Here is a 14,514-nt window from a genome sequence, read left to right on the forward strand (position 1 = left end):
GTCGCGATCCTAGTCGCGACCCAGGCTTCTGACTTTTTCTGCGAGGCGTTGTTGCACGGTGGCGGAAACGAACTTGTCCACCTCGCCGCCCAGCACCGCAATTTCGCGCACGAAGGTGCTGCTGATGAACTGGAACTTGTCGCTGGGCGTGAGGAACACCGTTTCCACGTCTGGCATCAGGCTGCGGTTCATGCCGGCCAGCTGGAATTCGTAGTCGAAGTCGGTGACGGCCCGCAGTCCCCGGACCATTGCCTTGCCGCCTCGCGCCACCACGAAATCGCGCAGCAGGCCCGAAAAGCTTTCGACGGTGACCTGCTCGTAAGGCTCGGAGACGACCTTGGCCATCTCGATGCGCTCCTGCAGCGTGAACATGGCTTTTTTGTGGTGGCCCGCCGCGACCGCGACGATCACCTTGTCAAAAAGCTGGATGGCACGCCGGATCACATCTTCATGGCCCAGCGTCATGGGATCGAAGGTCCCGGGATAGACGGCGATTACGTTGGTGGCCATGGTTGTCTCCAGAGCGGGCGGGGGCACAATTTGTTGCAGTGCATTATGACGTGCGCCGCAGAAGGTGCGCATGCACCGCACCAGCCTTCACATGTCGCACTTGCGTCAGGCCAAAAGGCTCCAGTCGCGCGTCGTCCCAGGCGGTGGATGCCTCCAGGTAGATTGCACCGTCGGGCTTGATGGCGCTGGCTGCAGGCTTGAGCGCCTTGCTCCACAGGTCGGATTCAAAGGGCGGATCCAGAAGGACGAGGTCCATCGACGAGGGCGCGAGCCGCCCTAGCGCCGTGAGGCCGTTGCCGCGCTCGATGTGCACGGTCGTGGCCGCCAGCTTGGTTTGCAAGGAACGAAGTTGCGCGACGAGCTGCGGGTCCTGCTCCACGAGCAACACATCCACCGCGCCGCGCGAGGCCGCTTCAAACCCGAGCGCGCCGGTTCCTGCGAATGCATCGATGCAGCGCCATCCGGTGAGGTCCTGGCCGAGCCAGTTGAAGAGGGTTTCCCGGACGCGATCCGGCGTGGGCCGAAGGCCGGGCTTGTCGAGAACCGCAAGCCTTGTGCGCTTCCATTGGCCGCCGATGATCCGGATTTCGTGAGGAGGGATGCCCTGCTTTTTCATGGCGTGCAGCTTAAGCCCAAACCTGCGCGCAAAACAAAATGCCGGGGCCGCTTGAAGCGACCCCGGCATTTCCCCATTTCTTGTTTTTCAGAGCATCTACTAACTTGAACCCCGGCACCGCATTGAAGGGCACCGATCGTGTGACAGCGATAGACGGATTTTCGACCGCCTGAGACCCTTCGTGTTGCCAACCCCTGTCAACGTTGACAGGGGTTGGTCGTAAAAAAGTGCCCGAATCACACTGCTCTATCCTTTAGCCTCATTCAACGCGGGGCCGCCGCTGCGCCCACCGTGACCGTCACCATCCGTTGCGGCTGCAACTTGCGCGCGAATGCGGCCTTGATGTCAGCCGCTGTGATGCGCTGCATGTTGGCCGTCCAGGTGTCGAGGTAGTCGAGCGGCAAATCGTTCCAGGCGATGTTTGCAATGTTGTCCAGCAGCTTGCGATTGCTGTCGATCAGCAGCGGAAAGCCGCCAATCAGGTTGTCTTTCGCGGCCTTGAGCTCCTGCGGCGTGGGGCCGTCTGCGATGAACTTCGCCACCGCATCCTGCGCCACCTTCACGGCTTGCGCCGCCTGGTCCGGACGCGTCTGCAGTCCCACGGTGAACGCGCCCGCGTGAAGGCCGGGTGCGAAATAGCTGTAGACGCTGTAGCTCAGCCCGCGCTTTTCGCGAACTTCATCGGCCAGCCGTGAAACGAGGCCCCCGCCGCCGAGCACATAGTTGCCCAGCACGATCGCGAAGTGATCCGGATCATTGCGCTTGTAGCCGGGCTGGCCGATCAGCACATGCGCCTGAGCGGAAGAAAACGGCACGTCACGCACGACGGGCGCCGTGAGCGGCTGGACTTCGGTGACTGCAGGCAAGGCATCGCAGCGGCCCGCTGCGGGAAGGCGCGCCAGAATCGAAGTCACGATCGAATCGGCCTGCGCACGATTCACGGCGCCCACGACGCTGACCTTGGCACGGCAGGCCTGAACGAGTCCGTACATCTGCCTCATGTCCTCGACGCTGATCTTTGCCAGCGTTGCTTCGGTCGTGTCGTGTCCATAGGGATGGCTGCCGTACACCGCTGCGCTGAAGGCGCGGTTCGCGAGCGTTGCCGGCTTGGTATTGGCCTCACGGATTGACGCCGCCATCCGCTGGCGCTCGCGCTGCCAGATCGCTTCGGGAAACGAGGGTTCGCCCATCTGCCGCGCCGCCAATGCCACCGCCTTTGGAAGGATCTCCGGGTAGTTGAGCGTTCGCAGCGAAAAGCTCATGCGGTCGGCCCCGGCGCTCGCACCGAAACCCGCGCCCAGATCGGCCCAGGCTTCGCCCAGCTGGTTTTCGTCCAGGGCGGGTTCATTGCCGCGCGCGGCAACGCCCTTGGAGATCATGCCGGCGGTGACGCTGGCCAGACCCGCCTTGTCTGCAGGTTGGCGGCGCGAACCTGCATCGAACTCCAGTCGCACGTCCACCATCGGCAAGGTGGGGCTCTCGACGAGATAGACCTTCGCGCCGCTGGGCTGCACCCAGTGCTGGATCGGGATCGCGGCCCATGCCTGCGATGCGAGTGTCGACATTGCAACGAGAACCGCGGCAGATGCGGCCTTCAGGCCTGAAGAGAATTTGATGGGTGTGTTGCGCATGACTTTCAGCCCGTTCTAGTGGCGAAGGCCCGCTGGGGGCGTGCGCGGTTTGCGATTGGGATCGACCGGCTGCGGCCGCAGGATGCCCACGGTCAACTGGTCGTCACCAAAGTACTTCGCCGCCACGGCCCTGACCTGTGCAGCAGTGATCGCGCGAAGGCGCTGGATCAGGCGCTCGTCGGCGTCGAGCGGCAGTTGCTGTATCCAGTAGCTACCGAGTTCGCGCGCCTGGTTCATGACCGAGTCGCGCTTGTAGACCTGCGCAGAAATCCACTGCGTCTTCACGCGACTGAGTTCGGCTTCGCTGATGCCGTCGCGTGCGACCTTGGCGACTTCTGCGCGCAAGGCAGCTTCGACCTGTTCGGGCGTCTTGCCCGGTGCAGGCACGCCGTCGAGCGTGAACAGCTGCGGGCCGCGGCCCCACAAACCGTTGCCTGCGCCGACGCTGTCGGCAACCCGGTCCGGACCCTGCGTCAACGCGCGGTCCAGGCGTGCGCCGGAGTAGCCATCGAGCACAGCAGCGAGCACCGTGAGCGCGAGCGCATCGTCATTGCTCGGGCTTGCGTCAAACGACGTGAGCTGCGGCGCCTTGAACGCGAGTGCTACATAGGCCTGGTCCGCCGGTGCCTTGAACTCCAGGCGCCGCACACCGACCTGCTCGGGTTCGATGCGCGGCTTGCGCCCCGGCACAGGACGCGCAGGGATACCGCCGTAGTATTTCTGCGCAAGACGCCGCACCTGTGCGGGATCGACATCGCCGGCAACGACGATGACTGCATTGCCCGGCACATACCAGCGCTTGTAGAAGTCACGAGCATCCTGCGCGGTCATCGCATCGAGATCGCTCATCCAGCCGATGATGGGCCTGCGATACGGCGACGACTGATACACCGTGGCGTTGAGTGCTTCCCACATCAAGGAGCGCGGTTCATCTTCGGTGCGCATGCGGCGCTCTTCCTTCACCACTTCCAGTTCGCGCTTGAACTCGTCGTCAGGCCACTGGTTGTTCGCAAACCGGTCGGCCTCCAGCTTCATCACGTCTTCGAGCTTGTTGGCCGGAATCTGCTGGTAGTAGCTGGTCGCATCGTGCATCGTGAACGCGTTCTCCTGTCCGCCCAGGGCTGCAACGCGTTTTGAAAATTCATTGGGCTTGAGCTGTTTCGTGCCCTTGAAAAGCATGTGCTCGAGCATGTGAGCCAGGCCGGAGGAGCCATCGACCTCATCCATGGCCCCTACGCGCAGCCACACCATGTGGACGGCGGTTGGCGCTCGCTTGTCCGGCTTGACGATCAGCGTGAACCCGTTGTCGAGCTTGAATTGCTCGGTACGCGGTGGAGATGCCTGCGCAAGCGCCGATGGCGCAAATGCAAGAGGCAAAAGCAGGGAAAGGCCACAGAGGGCGAGTTGCAAGGTGCGTTTCATAGAATCCTGTGATTCTAGAAACCTTATCAATGTTCAGTTTCTTCCGAAAAAAGCCTGCAGCCACACCCGCCCCAACGCCGGCACCTGCGGCTTTTTCCACATCTCCATCCAGCGCGCCGCCCCCGGGTTACCCGTCCGGCGGCGGACTCATCGGCAGTGCGCTGGTGCAGCCGATGGAGATTCCGGTCCCCGCGCCGATCGCGCCAGAGCGCCAGCGCTGGGTCGACAAGCTGAGCGCCGGGCTGCGCAAGACCTCGACGGGCATCGCCCAGGTCTTCACCGGCGGCCAGATCGACGACCAGCTCTACGAAGAACTCGAATCTGCGCTGCTCATGGCCGACACCGGCGTCAGGGCCACCCAGCATCTGCTGGATGAAGTCAAGCGGCGCGTGCAGGCCAGTGGCGCCACGCGGCCCGTGCAGGTCAAGAACATATTGATCGATTCGCTCACGCAGCTCTTGAAGCCGCTGGAAAAGCCGCTGGTCATCGGCGAATTCAAGCCCACCATCATCATGGTCGCTGGTGTCAACGGCGCGGGCAAGACCACCTCGATCGGCAAGCTCACCAAACATCTCGCCGATGAAGGCGCATCGGTGCTGCTCGCGGCAGCCGACACCTTCCGCGCGGCCGCACGCGAACAGCTCGCTGTATGGGCAGACCGCAACACGGTGGAGATCGTGAGCCAGGCGGGCGGCGATCCGGCTGCGGTCACGTTCGATGCGGTCAGTGCCGGCAAGGCGCGCGGCAAGGACGTGGTGCTGGTCGACACGGCAGGCCGCCTGCCCACGCAGCTTCACCTGATGGAAGAACTGCGCAAGATCAAGCGCGTGGTTCAAAAAGCCGATCCAACGGCGCCTCATGAAGTGCTGCTGGTCATCGACGGCAACACCGGCCAGAACGCACTGGCCCAGGTGCGCTCGTTCGACGAAGCGCTAGGCCTCACGGGCCTCATCATCACCAAGCTCGACGGCACCGCCAAAGGCGGCGTGCTCGCAGCCATCGCCCAGGAAAAGCCCGTGCCGGTGTACTTCATCGGCGTCGGCGAGACGCTGGAAGACCTAGAAACCTTTAACGCGCGCGAGTTCGCCCTCGCCCTACTGCAATGACCGAACCACGCCTGACCTCGCTTTCCCACGGTGGAGGCTGCGGCTGCAAGATCGCCCCCGGTGTGCTGTCTGAAATCCTCAAGGGCACGGCGCGCATGCCGATGCCCAAGGAGCTGCTGGTCGGCATCGAAACCGCCGATGACGCGGCGGTCTACCAGCTCAATGACGAACAGGCGCTGATCGCCACCACCGACTTCTTCATGCCCATCGTTGACGATCCGTTCGACTTCGGGCGCATCGCAGCAACCAACGCGATCTCCGATGTCTATGCGATGGGGGGCCGGCCGATCATGGCGCTCGCGCTGGTCGGCATGCCGATCAATGTGCTCAGCACGGCCACCATAGGCCGCGTGCTGGAAGGCGGCGAGTCGGTCTGCCAGCAGGCGGGTATTCCGATCGCGGGCGGGCACACGATCGATTCTGTCGAGGCGATTTACGGGCTGGTCGTGATGGGACTCATCCACCCCAAGCGCGTCAAGCGCAATTCGGACGCGCAGGCCGGCGACGTTCTGGTCCTGGGCAAGCCGCTTGGCGTCGGCGTGCTGTCGGCGGCCCTCAAGAAGGAGGCGCTGGATGCGCAGGGCTACGCGCAAATGATTGATACCACGACGCGCCTGAACACACCGGGCCCTGAACTTGCGGCCCTGGAGGGTGTGCACGCGCTCACCGACATCACTGGTTTCGGTCTGGCGGGCCATGCGCTCGAACTGGCACGCGGGGCCAAGCTCGAAGTGCGAATCGACTGGTCCAGCGTTCCGCTCCTGGCAGGCGCGCGCGACCTGGCAGACCGCGGCTTCGTCACCGGCGCGTCGGGGCGCAACTGGGCCGGTTATGGCGAGAGCATTGCCTTGCCAACCGGTTTCGGCGCGACCGACCAGGCGCTCCTGACCGATCCCCAGACCAGCGGCGGCCTGCTGGTGTCATGCTCGCCGCAAGCCGTTGATGAAGTGCTTGCCATCTTCGCGCGCCACGGATTTGACCAGGCCGCCGTCGTTGGCGAAATGGCAGCGCAGTCCAGCGGCGCGCGAGTGGTTGTGGCTTGACGGCGCACTAGACACGGTACGCTCAAGTTCCGAGAATCGGGGCAGAACCAAAACTGCTGGAGACACCGATGGACACCCTCACCCATGGCGAAGGCCAAAGCGCCGCCACCCGCAAGGTCGACCAGCTGCTGGCGCACTATGGCGAGAGCCACCGGAACCCGCGCAACGAGACCATCCACTTCGTTGCCATCCCGCTCATCATGCTGAGCCTGGTCGGCCTGCTCTACGCTGCGCATCCGTGGATCGCCTATGCCTTCATTGCGGCGAGCATGGTTTATTACGCGCGGCTGTCGCTCGTGTTCCTGCTCACGATGGCTGCGCTGTCGGCCGTGGCCCTTGTGCTTGTGAACGCGATGGGCGCCCTGGTGCTTCCGGCGTCGATTGCGATCTTCGTCCTGGCCTGGATCGCGCAGTTCGTCGGGCACAAGATTGAAGGCAAGAAGCCGTCGTTTTTCGAAGACCTGCAGTACCTGTGGGTCGGCCCCCTGTTCGTCCTGAGCAGGCTGTTTCTCAAGCTCGGTATTCGCTGGTAGGCCGTCAGGGCGAAATTAGGCCTTTTAGGTCAATCTCACGGCCCCTGAGCGGCCGGATTGGTCCCTGTCCCACACACGGGAAAACCCTGAAGGCGTATGCTTTACAGGTGAACTTTCCATTGCTTGATCGGTCTGGCAGCAGCCTCGCTAACACCCGCCTAAGCATTGAACTTCACACTTAGCACTCGCTCTAACCGAGTGCTAATATTGTCTCCATACATGAAAGGAACTTCCAGCATGACCACTTCCACGGCACCTGGCACGGCGCTGGCGATGGCCAGCCCCTGGGCGGTTGTTCCCTCCCTGGGTAACCTGGACGCGTATATTTCGGCCGCCAACCGCCTGCCGATGCTGACGCTGCAGGAGGAGCAGGAATTCGCCCGCAAACTGCGCGATCACAACGACCTCGAAGCGGCAGGGAAGCTCGTGCTGTCCCACCTGCGCCTCGTCGTGTCGGTCTCGCGCAAGTACCTGGGTTACGGCCTTCCGCACGGCGACCTGATCCAGGAAGGCAACATCGGCCTGATGAAGGCCGTCAAGCGTTTCGACCCTGACCAGGGCGTGCGGCTGGTGAGCTACGCGCTGCACTGGATCAAGGCCGAGATTCACGAGTACATCCTGAAGAACTGGCGCATGGTCAAGGTCGCGACGACCAAGGCCCAGCGCAAGCTGTTTTTCAACCTGCGCTCGATGAAGCAGGGCTTCAAGGACGATGCCGACGCACAGACTCACCGCGACAGCCTGACCGACTCGCAGATCGAGTCGATGGCCAAGCAGCTGAACGTCAAGCGCGAGGAAGTCATCGAGATGGAAGCGCGGATGGCCGGCGGCGACGTGATGCTTGATCCCGCCCCCGGCGACGACGGAGACGAGGCGTTCGGCCCCATTGCCTACCTTGCCGACGCTGGCCATGAGCCCACCGAGGTGATCGAGTCACGCCAGCGTGATGTGATGGCCACCGACGGCATCGCCGCCGCGCTGAACCAGCTCGACGAGCGCAGCCGCCGCATCGTCGAAGAGCGCTGGCTCAAGGTGAACGACGATGGCTCGGGCGGCCTCACGCTGCACGACCTGGCCAGCGAGTACGGCGTGAGCGCCGAGCGCATCCGCCAGATCGAATCTGCAGCGATGAAGAAGATGAAGAAGGCGCTGGCCGCTTACGCGTAGTCGCGACGCGGCGGTTGCGCGACCAGAGCAGGCCCGGCATTGTCCGGGCCTTTTTTTGGGCTTCGTCATGGACCGATTGCGGTAACAATTGGCCGGTGAGGCGCATGCGAACGTTCCTGGGCTTGTGGGGCGCCCTGCTGATCCTGGCAGGGTGGTTGGGTCTGGCGCATGCACAGGCCCAAGCCCAGGCCCAACCCGTACCCGTGCCGGCTCTGGCCCCGATATCACTCACCCCCCAAAACCGCGTCTCCACCATCGATTTGCGCAGCCGGTTCTGGGTCGACCCCACCGCGCGGCGCACGGTCGAAGAAGTCGCCACCGGCGCGACGGCCTGGGCTGTGCGTGAACCAGGCCGCTCCTACAACATCGATGGCCGGGCGTTGTGGATCGAGTTTGTCGTACAGGCACCGGCTGGCGGGCGCTGGTTTGTGGAACTGCAAAGCTCGGGCATTGACCGGGTACAGCTGTTTCGGCCCACCGCCGATGGCCGGTGGGTGCAAGAAGAAGCCGGCGATTCACGCGCGGTATCGCGGTGGCCGCTGCCCGGGCGATTCCCCACGTTCGAGCTGGCGACGAGTGCATCGGTGCCCATGCGCCACTTCCTTCGCATTGAGCACGCACGAGTCGACTTCGCGACGCCCATCGCCATCTACGACCATGCCTCGCTGCTGGCATCGCGCGAGAGCGAGCAGTTCTTGCTGGGCGGTTATTTCGGCCTGGCCCTCCTGATCGGGGTGGTGTCTGCGGCCAACGCCATCGCGTTTCGTGACCGCAACTTCGGCGTGTATGCCGTATATGTCCTGGCGCTGGCGGTGGGCCAACTCGCGTACCTGGGCGTCGGCGCGCAACACATCTGGAACGAACAGCTGGACTGGAACCAGGTGGCAACCTTCGTGCTGCCGGGAATCTCCGCCGCTGCGGGGCTCTGGTTCGCGCGCACGGTCACCGAGCCTGCGCGCTTTTCGGCTCGGCTCGACCTGTTTGTTTGGGTGCTGATCGCCGTCCTGCTGGCCTGCGTCGCCCTGGATACCGCGCTTTCTACCCGCACCACGTTTGCGGTGCTAATGCTCCTGACAGTCGTCGCGCTGGTCGTCATCTTCGGACTGGTCGCGATGGTGTGGGCCAAGGGAGACGATCCGAATATCCGCCTCATTGCACTGGGCTTCGTGCCGGTTGTCGTGATGGCGCTGTTCCCGCTGGCACGCGGCCTCAACCTGGTTGCTGCGAGTGGCTGGACGCGGTATGGGCTTTCCATTGGCGCGGCGCTGGAGATGCCGATTCTTTTCTACGCGCTCAGCCTGCGGGGCAGCCGAAGGCGCGAGTCGCAGGTGCGCGCGGCAGCGCTGTCGCACAGCGATGCACTGACGGGACTGGCCCACGAACGCACGCTGCTGCAGCGCCTGGATGCTGCGCTGGTCCGCGCGCGAAGCATGCGCCATTCGTGCGCGCTGCTTGGCGTGCGCATCAGCAATTACGACGTGATCGTTGCAGATCTCGGCGCCGGGGTTGCCGAACGGGCGCTCGTGGTCGCAGCCTCACTGATGCGCGGGGCCATCACCGACATCGACCTGGCCTCCAGGGTTGGCGAACATGAATTCGTCCTGCTGCTGGAAGGACCGACCACCACTGAGAACGCGATGAGCCGCGCCCAGCAGCTGGTGGCCAGCGGTCTACGCCCATCGCCTGCGTTGCCACCGGGCACGACCCTGAAGTTCCACATTGCCGTGGCCGTGTTGCCCGAGGCCTCCCTGGACGCAATCTCCACCGTGAAATGGCTCCTTGACGGGCTCAAGACCATGCGAGCCGACACACGCAAGCTGATCCGGCCCCTGAACTTCTGACGGCACGCGCTAGCATTGACCCCATCTGAACATTCCAGGAAAGAAGTAGCCCCATGTCCTCGCGCCAGACTTTGCGTCAACCGCTTCGCCGCACCCTCCTCGCCCTGGCGCTTGCCGCCGTAGCCGGCACCTCCTTCGCCCAGAAGGCCAATGCACCCGCCAAGGCTGCGGCATGGCCGACCAAGACCTTGCGCATCATGGTCGGATTTCCGGGTGGCTCCACGCCGGACCTGGTCGCACGCACGATCGCCGAGCCACTGTCCCGGGCGCTCGGCCAGCCCGTCATCGTTGAAAACCGGCCGGGCGCGGGCGGCAACATCGCTGCAGACATCGTGGCGAAGTCGACCGACGAACACACCATCGGCGTGATGATCAACGGCAACATGACGATCGCGAAGCTGCTCAATCCAGCCACGCCTTTCGATCCGCTCACCGACCTCGCACCGATCAGCCTGATAGCAACCGCGCCACTGTTGCTGACCGCACCGACTTCGACGCCGTTCAACAACGCGCAGGAATTCTTTGAAGCAGCCAAGGCTGCCGGCAACAAGTGGAGCTACGGCACGCCGGGCGTGGGTACGGTCGGGCACATCGGCATGGAGTTGCTCAAGACCAAAGCGGGCATCGATCCTGTGCACGTCCCCTACCCTGGCAACCCACAGGTGATCAACGCGATGTTGAGCGGGCAGATCCAGCTGTCGCTGCTGCCGCCAGGTCTGGCTGCAGCGCAGATTCGCGCAGGCAAGCTCAAGGCGGTGGGCGTGACATCGAGCGGCCGCAGCTCGCTGGTGCCGGAGTATCCGAGCCTGGGTGATGGCGGCGTCAAGGGATTCCAGCTGGAGATCTGGACGGCGGCGGCAGGACCGGCTTCGCTGCCCAAGCCGATCGTCGCAAAGCTATCGTCACTGATCAGCGAGATCGCCCGCTCGCCTGAAGTTCGCCAGAAGCTGTTTCAACAGGGCTGGCAAGTAGCAGGCACTTCGTCCGAAGGGCTCGCCAACCGCATCAAGGCCGACACCGAACTGCTCGGCGGCGTGATCAGGATGCGGGGAATCAAGGCGGAGTGACATACCTGATGCCTGTCATCGGTGATCAACCGCAGTAGCCGCTTCGCAGTGGATGCCGGATCGAGTCCGGCATGACAGACCTGGCGTCATCCACCTCGCAGGCTTCGTCTCGCGCGTTTGGCGATGTACAAAGTCGCCGGCGCGCGTGACTCGCGCGTCCATCGCTCGCACAGCTCATCGACCCATTGCGGCTGCGTCTTGCTGGCATCGTTCAGCCAGTTGGCCACCGAGTTCTGCACGTAGCGGCTAGGGTCGGCTTTCAAGGGTTCGAGCAGCGACACAGCTCGCCAGGGCTGCGATTTCAGCAGCTCGATCTGCGCGCACCACACGCCGCGCGGCCTTGTGGCTTCACTGGCGAAGCGGCGGATGTTGGGGTCGGCATCGATCGCCCACGGCTGCAACAACCCGACCGCTGCATCGACATCGCCAGCGATCTCATCGCGCACCGCCATCCATGCGACCTCGCGAACACCATAATGCGCGTCGGCAGCGAAACGGCGGACGCACGAGAGCTTCGCCGCCAGCGGCATCGCTGAAAACATCACCCACTGCGCCGCCCACGCGCGCGCGACATCGCTGGCGTGGGTGGCCAGCGCATGCGCCACCCGGTCACGGTCTTCACGGACTTCGGTCAGGTCATAAAGCGCACGCGCCACATGTTCATGGCGCTTCACAGGCTTGAACGCGCCGAGCATGGCCAGCGTGTCGACGAGGCGTTCAACGTCGGACGGCAAGCCGATGTGCCGCGCCACCGCCGGTGCGAGGCGCGCGAGGTCGATTGCCAGAAATTCGTTGAGATTGACGGTCGGAATGACTCCGTCATGCAGCGCTTCGAGCACCTCGGCCGGTATCAGCGCGATGCGCGCCGCGCCGCGCCTGGCCAGAAGGTGCTCCGCCTGCAAGCTATGCCTGCTTGAGCAGCAGCCTCAGGTCGTCCGCCAGCGCTTGCGCACCGCTGCCGTAGCGCGTGTACAGGCGCAACTGGCCCTTGGTGTCGTACACGAAACTCGCGGCCGAGTGATCCATCGTGTAGCTGGTTGCGGTCTTGCCTTGCACCTTCTTGTAGAAGACCTTGAAGTCCTTGGTGGTTGCAACGACTTGCTCGGGCGTGCCGCGCAGCGCCAGGAAAGTCGGGTCGAAGTTGGCCATATAGGCCTTGAGCACCTCGGGCGTATCGCGCTCGGGGTCCACCGTCACGAGAATGCCCTGGATCTTCTCGCCGTCGGGGCCCAGAAGGCCCTTGGCCTGCGCGAGCTCGGCCATCGTGGTCGGGCAAACATCGGGGCACTGCGTGTAGCCGAAAAACAGCACGACGATCTTGCCCTTGAAGTCCTTCAACGTGCGCACCTGGCCGTTATGGTCAGGCAACTGGAAGTCCTTGGCGTAATCAGCGCCGGTCAGGTCGATCGACTTGAATTGCGCTTTAGGTTCCATGCAGCCGGCGAGAATCGCACCGGCACCGAGCGACGCGGCGATGGAAAGAACTGCATTGCGTCGATTCATGGGATTCTCAAAAAACGTAGTGGTCCACCAGCAGCGCCGCGAACAGCACGCTCAGGTGGATGAGTGAAAAACGGAAGGTCTTGCGGGCGAGCGCATCCGAGTAATTGCGCCACAGCGCAAACGCATACCCGGTGAAGCCAAAGCTCAACACCACTGCTGCGAACAGGTACAGCCACGAGCTCATGCCATAGGCGAACGGCATCAGGCAGGCCGCGAACAGGACCAGCGTGTAGAGCAAAACCTGCAGGCGCGTGAACTCATTGCCATGCGTCACCGGCAGCATCGGCAGGCCCGACTTGCGATAGTCCTCGACGCGGTAAAGCGCCAGCGCCCAGAAATGCGGCGGCGTCCACAGGAAGATGATGAGAAAAAGAATCATCGCCTCGGGACCGACATCGCCCGTCATCGCGGCCCAGCCCAGCACCGGAGGCATCGCGCCCGATGCACCACCGATCACGATGTTCTGCGGCGTGAGCGGCTTGAGGATCACGGTGTAGACCACGGCGTAGCCGACGAAGGTTGCGAACGTGAGCCACATCGTCAGCGGATTGACCCACGCATAGAGGAGCCACGACCCCATCGCACACAAGACCGCCGCGAAGAGCAGCGTCTGCCAGTCACTCATCTCGCCCTTGGCGGTGGGGCGCCATGCAGTACGGCGCATCTTGGCGTCGATGCTCTTTTCGACCAGGCAGTTGAACACCGCTGCGGCGCCGGCGACCAGCCAGATGCCCAGGCAGGCGATGGCAGCCGTGCGCAGGTTGCCGAGCGTCGGCACACCCGGCACGGCCAGCACCATGCCGATCAGCGCGCAGAACACGATCAGCTGGATCACGCGCGGCTTGGTCAGTGCGTTGAACTGGCGCCACTTTGACATCGCGGGCGAAGCGGCGGTTTGCGTGCTGGCGCTCATGCCGACATTCTCCGCGCGGTCAACAGGGCGCTTGCTTCGCTGGAAACACAAACGCGGCTCTCGCGGATCGCCCACGTGAGAACGACAACCATTGCCGCTGCGCCAGCGGTGTGCATCAACGCGGCGACCATCGGCCAGCCGAGGATGACGTTAGACAGGCCCGTTGCCAGTTGCAGCACTGCCAATCCCGCGAGCCAGTTGCCCTGCACACGAAGCACGCCCGCCTTGTGCATCAAGCCCACCACGGCGGCCAGCCCGAACAACACGACATAGGCAAACAGGCGGTGCACATAGTGAATCGCCGACAACGCGGCAAACGTGATGTGCTCACCGGCACCCGTCTTGCCCAGCTCGCGCCACAGCTCGAAGCCTTGCGAGAAATCCATCGCAGGCCACCAGCTGCCCTGGCATTTGGGGAACTCGCTGCAAGCCAGCACCGCGTAGTTGGTACTGACCCAGCCACCCAATGCGACCTGCACCCACAGCAATGCGAAAACCGTGATCAGCCATGCACGAAGCTTCGGGCTGATGATCGCCGCGGCGTGGTCACCACGGCTCGCCTGCGCATAGGCCACGGCCTGTGTGCACAGCAGCGCGAGCCCCAGCAAGCCGCCCAGGAGGTGGGTGGTCACGATCGCCGGGAAGAGGTTCATCGTGACGGTCAACGCGCCGAATGCGCCTTGCAGGCACACCCACACCAGCGTCGCAGTCGGCCACCACGGATTCACCGCGCCGGGCTCGCGCCGATGCTGGCGCCAGCTGGCCAGTGTGAGCGTGAGGATGAGAACACCAACACCGGTGGCAAGGTAACGGTGGATCATTTCGACCCAGGCCTTGGTGTGCGTCACGGGGCCGGTTGGCATCTCAGCCTGCGCGCGACTGATTTCGCCGTGTGCGCCAACCGGACTCGCATTGCCGTAACAGCCCGGCCAATCGGGGCAACCCAATCCGGAATCGGTGAGCCGTGTGAACGCACCGAACACAACGAGATCGAAAGTCAGGAACAGCGTGATCAGCGTCAACGCCTGCAAGCGGCGCGCCGGGGTCGCCTTTGCATTGCGCAGCCACACCCATGCCAGGGGGCCGAGCGCCAGGGCGATGCCCATCAGCATCATGCGTATCGCGGGAGAAAGGTCCAGGAGGGGTTGCGCGGCCATGGCGT

General features: G+C 63.8%; 14 protein-coding genes. 6 read left to right on the forward strand and 8 right to left on the reverse strand.

The annotated features are described in order from the left end of the window. Positions 1 to 9: 9 nt before the first annotated feature. From coaD to AQ12_RS18320, 4 genes are all read right to left on the reverse strand, one after another. A complete protein-coding gene (gene coaD, locus AQ12_RS18305) occupies positions 10 to 510 on the reverse strand; it encodes a pantetheine-phosphate adenylyltransferase (RefSeq protein WP_048441398.1) in 501 nt (166 codons plus the stop codon). Positions 511 to 553: 43 nt separating this feature from the next. Beyond that, positions 554 to 1,126, reverse strand: a complete 573-nt coding sequence (gene rsmD, locus AQ12_RS18310) for a 16S rRNA (guanine(966)-N(2))-methyltransferase RsmD (RefSeq protein WP_048441399.1) — start codon at positions 1,124 to 1,126, stop codon at positions 554 to 556. Positions 1,127 to 1,389: 263 nt separating this feature from the next. Then, on the reverse strand, positions 1,390 to 2,757 hold the full coding sequence (locus tag AQ12_RS18315; RefSeq protein ID WP_048441400.1) for a pitrilysin family protein: 1,368 nt from the start codon (positions 2,755 to 2,757) through the stop codon (positions 1,390 to 1,392). Between the two features lie 15 nt (positions 2,758 to 2,772). Continuing rightward, positions 2,773 to 4,179: a pitrilysin family protein gene (locus tag AQ12_RS18320; protein WP_048441401.1), complete on the reverse strand. Its 1,407-nt coding sequence runs from the start codon at positions 4,177 to 4,179 to the stop codon at positions 2,773 to 2,775. A 29-nt stretch (positions 4,180 to 4,208) separates the two neighbouring features. Between AQ12_RS18320 and ftsY the strand changes: the two genes are divergently transcribed. The 6 genes from ftsY (at position 4,209) to AQ12_RS18350 (ending at position 10,936) form a co-directional block, all read left to right on the forward strand. Beyond that, on the forward strand, positions 4,209 to 5,285 hold the full coding sequence (gene ftsY / locus AQ12_RS18325; protein WP_048441402.1) for a signal recognition particle-docking protein FtsY: 1,077 nt from the start codon (positions 4,209 to 4,211) through the stop codon (positions 5,283 to 5,285). After that, a complete protein-coding gene (gene selD, locus AQ12_RS18330) occupies positions 5,282 to 6,328 on the forward strand; it encodes a selenide, water dikinase SelD (RefSeq protein WP_048441403.1) in 1,047 nt (348 codons plus the stop codon). Before ftsY ends, selD begins: the two co-directional genes overlap by 4 nt. 68 nt (positions 6,329 to 6,396) lie before the next feature. Continuing rightward, positions 6,397 to 6,861, forward strand: coding sequence for a DUF962 domain-containing protein (locus tag AQ12_RS18335; RefSeq protein ID WP_048441404.1), 465 nt, complete (start codon positions 6,397 to 6,399; stop codon positions 6,859 to 6,861). A gap of 237 nt (positions 6,862 to 7,098) precedes the next feature. Then, the gene (gene rpoH, locus AQ12_RS18340; protein ID WP_048441405.1) at positions 7,099 to 8,028 is read left to right on the forward strand and encodes an RNA polymerase sigma factor RpoH; all 930 of its coding nucleotides are present in this window, start codon (positions 7,099 to 7,101) and stop codon (positions 8,026 to 8,028) included. Between the two features lie 104 nt (positions 8,029 to 8,132). After that, complete coding sequence (locus AQ12_RS18345; RefSeq protein WP_048441406.1) at positions 8,133 to 9,869, forward strand: 7TM diverse intracellular signaling domain-containing protein; 1,737 nt, start codon at positions 8,133 to 8,135, stop codon at positions 9,867 to 9,869. A gap of 53 nt (positions 9,870 to 9,922) precedes the next feature. Then, positions 9,923 to 10,936 carry a tripartite tricarboxylate transporter substrate binding protein gene (locus AQ12_RS18350; protein WP_048441407.1) on the forward strand — a complete coding sequence of 338 codons (1,014 nt, stop codon included), beginning with the start codon at positions 9,923 to 9,925 and terminating at the stop codon, positions 10,934 to 10,936. Between the two features lie 86 nt (positions 10,937 to 11,022). Here AQ12_RS18350 and AQ12_RS18355 read toward each other — a convergent pair whose 3' ends face one another. From AQ12_RS18355 to AQ12_RS18370, 4 genes are read right to left on the reverse strand one after another with little or no spacing between them, the layout of a single operon-like run. Then, on the reverse strand, positions 11,023 to 11,838 hold the full coding sequence (locus AQ12_RS18355; protein ID WP_048441408.1) for a DNA alkylation repair protein: 816 nt from the start codon (positions 11,836 to 11,838) through the stop codon (positions 11,023 to 11,025). 1 nt (position 11,839) lies between these two features. Then, positions 11,840 to 12,439, reverse strand: coding sequence for an SCO family protein (locus tag AQ12_RS18360; RefSeq protein WP_048441409.1), 600 nt, complete (start codon positions 12,437 to 12,439; stop codon positions 11,840 to 11,842). A 7-nt stretch (positions 12,440 to 12,446) separates the two neighbouring features. Then, positions 12,447 to 13,352, reverse strand: coding sequence for a heme o synthase (gene cyoE, locus AQ12_RS18365; protein ID WP_048441410.1), 906 nt, complete (start codon positions 13,350 to 13,352; stop codon positions 12,447 to 12,449). Then, positions 13,349 to 14,509 carry a heme A synthase gene (locus AQ12_RS18370; protein ID WP_048441411.1) on the reverse strand — a complete coding sequence of 387 codons (1,161 nt, stop codon included), beginning with the start codon at positions 14,507 to 14,509 and terminating at the stop codon, positions 13,349 to 13,351. Before AQ12_RS18370 ends, cyoE begins: the two co-directional genes overlap by 4 nt. Positions 14,510 to 14,514 lie beyond the last annotated feature (5 nt).

The sequence above is a fragment of the Caenimonas sp. SL110 genome, assembly GCF_001044395.1.
Taxonomy (GTDB): domain Bacteria; phylum Pseudomonadota; class Gammaproteobacteria; order Burkholderiales; family Burkholderiaceae_C; genus Ramlibacter.

Coding starts and splice junctions, on each gene's coding strand:
- selD (WP_048441403.1), top strand. CDS start 5,282: ATGACCGAACCACGCCTGACCTCGCTTTCCCACGGTGGAGGCTGCGGC.
- coaD (WP_048441398.1), bottom strand. CDS start 510: ATGGCCACCAACGTAATCGCCGTCTATCCCGGGACCTTCGATCCCATG.
- rpoH (WP_048441405.1), top strand. CDS start 7,099: ATGACCACTTCCACGGCACCTGGCACGGCGCTGGCGATGGCCAGCCCC.
- AQ12_RS18360 (WP_048441409.1), bottom strand. CDS start 12,439: ATGAATCGACGCAATGCAGTTCTTTCCATCGCCGCGTCGCTCGGTGCC.
- AQ12_RS18320 (WP_048441401.1), bottom strand. CDS start 4,179: ATGAAACGCACCTTGCAACTCGCCCTCTGTGGCCTTTCCCTGCTTTTG.
- cyoE (WP_048441410.1), bottom strand. CDS start 13,352: ATGAGCGCCAGCACGCAAACCGCCGCTTCGCCCGCGATGTCAAAGTGG.
- AQ12_RS18315 (WP_048441400.1), bottom strand. CDS start 2,757: ATGCGCAACACACCCATCAAATTCTCTTCAGGCCTGAAGGCCGCATCT.
- AQ12_RS18350 (WP_048441407.1), top strand. CDS start 9,923: ATGTCCTCGCGCCAGACTTTGCGTCAACCGCTTCGCCGCACCCTCCTC.
- ftsY (WP_048441402.1), top strand. CDS start 4,209: ATGTTCAGTTTCTTCCGAAAAAAGCCTGCAGCCACACCCGCCCCAACG.
- rsmD (WP_048441399.1), bottom strand. CDS start 1,126: ATGAAAAAGCAGGGCATCCCTCCTCACGAAATCCGGATCATCGGCGGC.
- AQ12_RS18335 (WP_048441404.1), top strand. CDS start 6,397: ATGGACACCCTCACCCATGGCGAAGGCCAAAGCGCCGCCACCCGCAAG.
- AQ12_RS18345 (WP_048441406.1), top strand. CDS start 8,133: ATGCGAACGTTCCTGGGCTTGTGGGGCGCCCTGCTGATCCTGGCAGGG.
- AQ12_RS18370 (WP_048441411.1), bottom strand. CDS start 14,509: ATGGCCGCGCAACCCCTCCTGGACCTTTCTCCCGCGATACGCATGATG.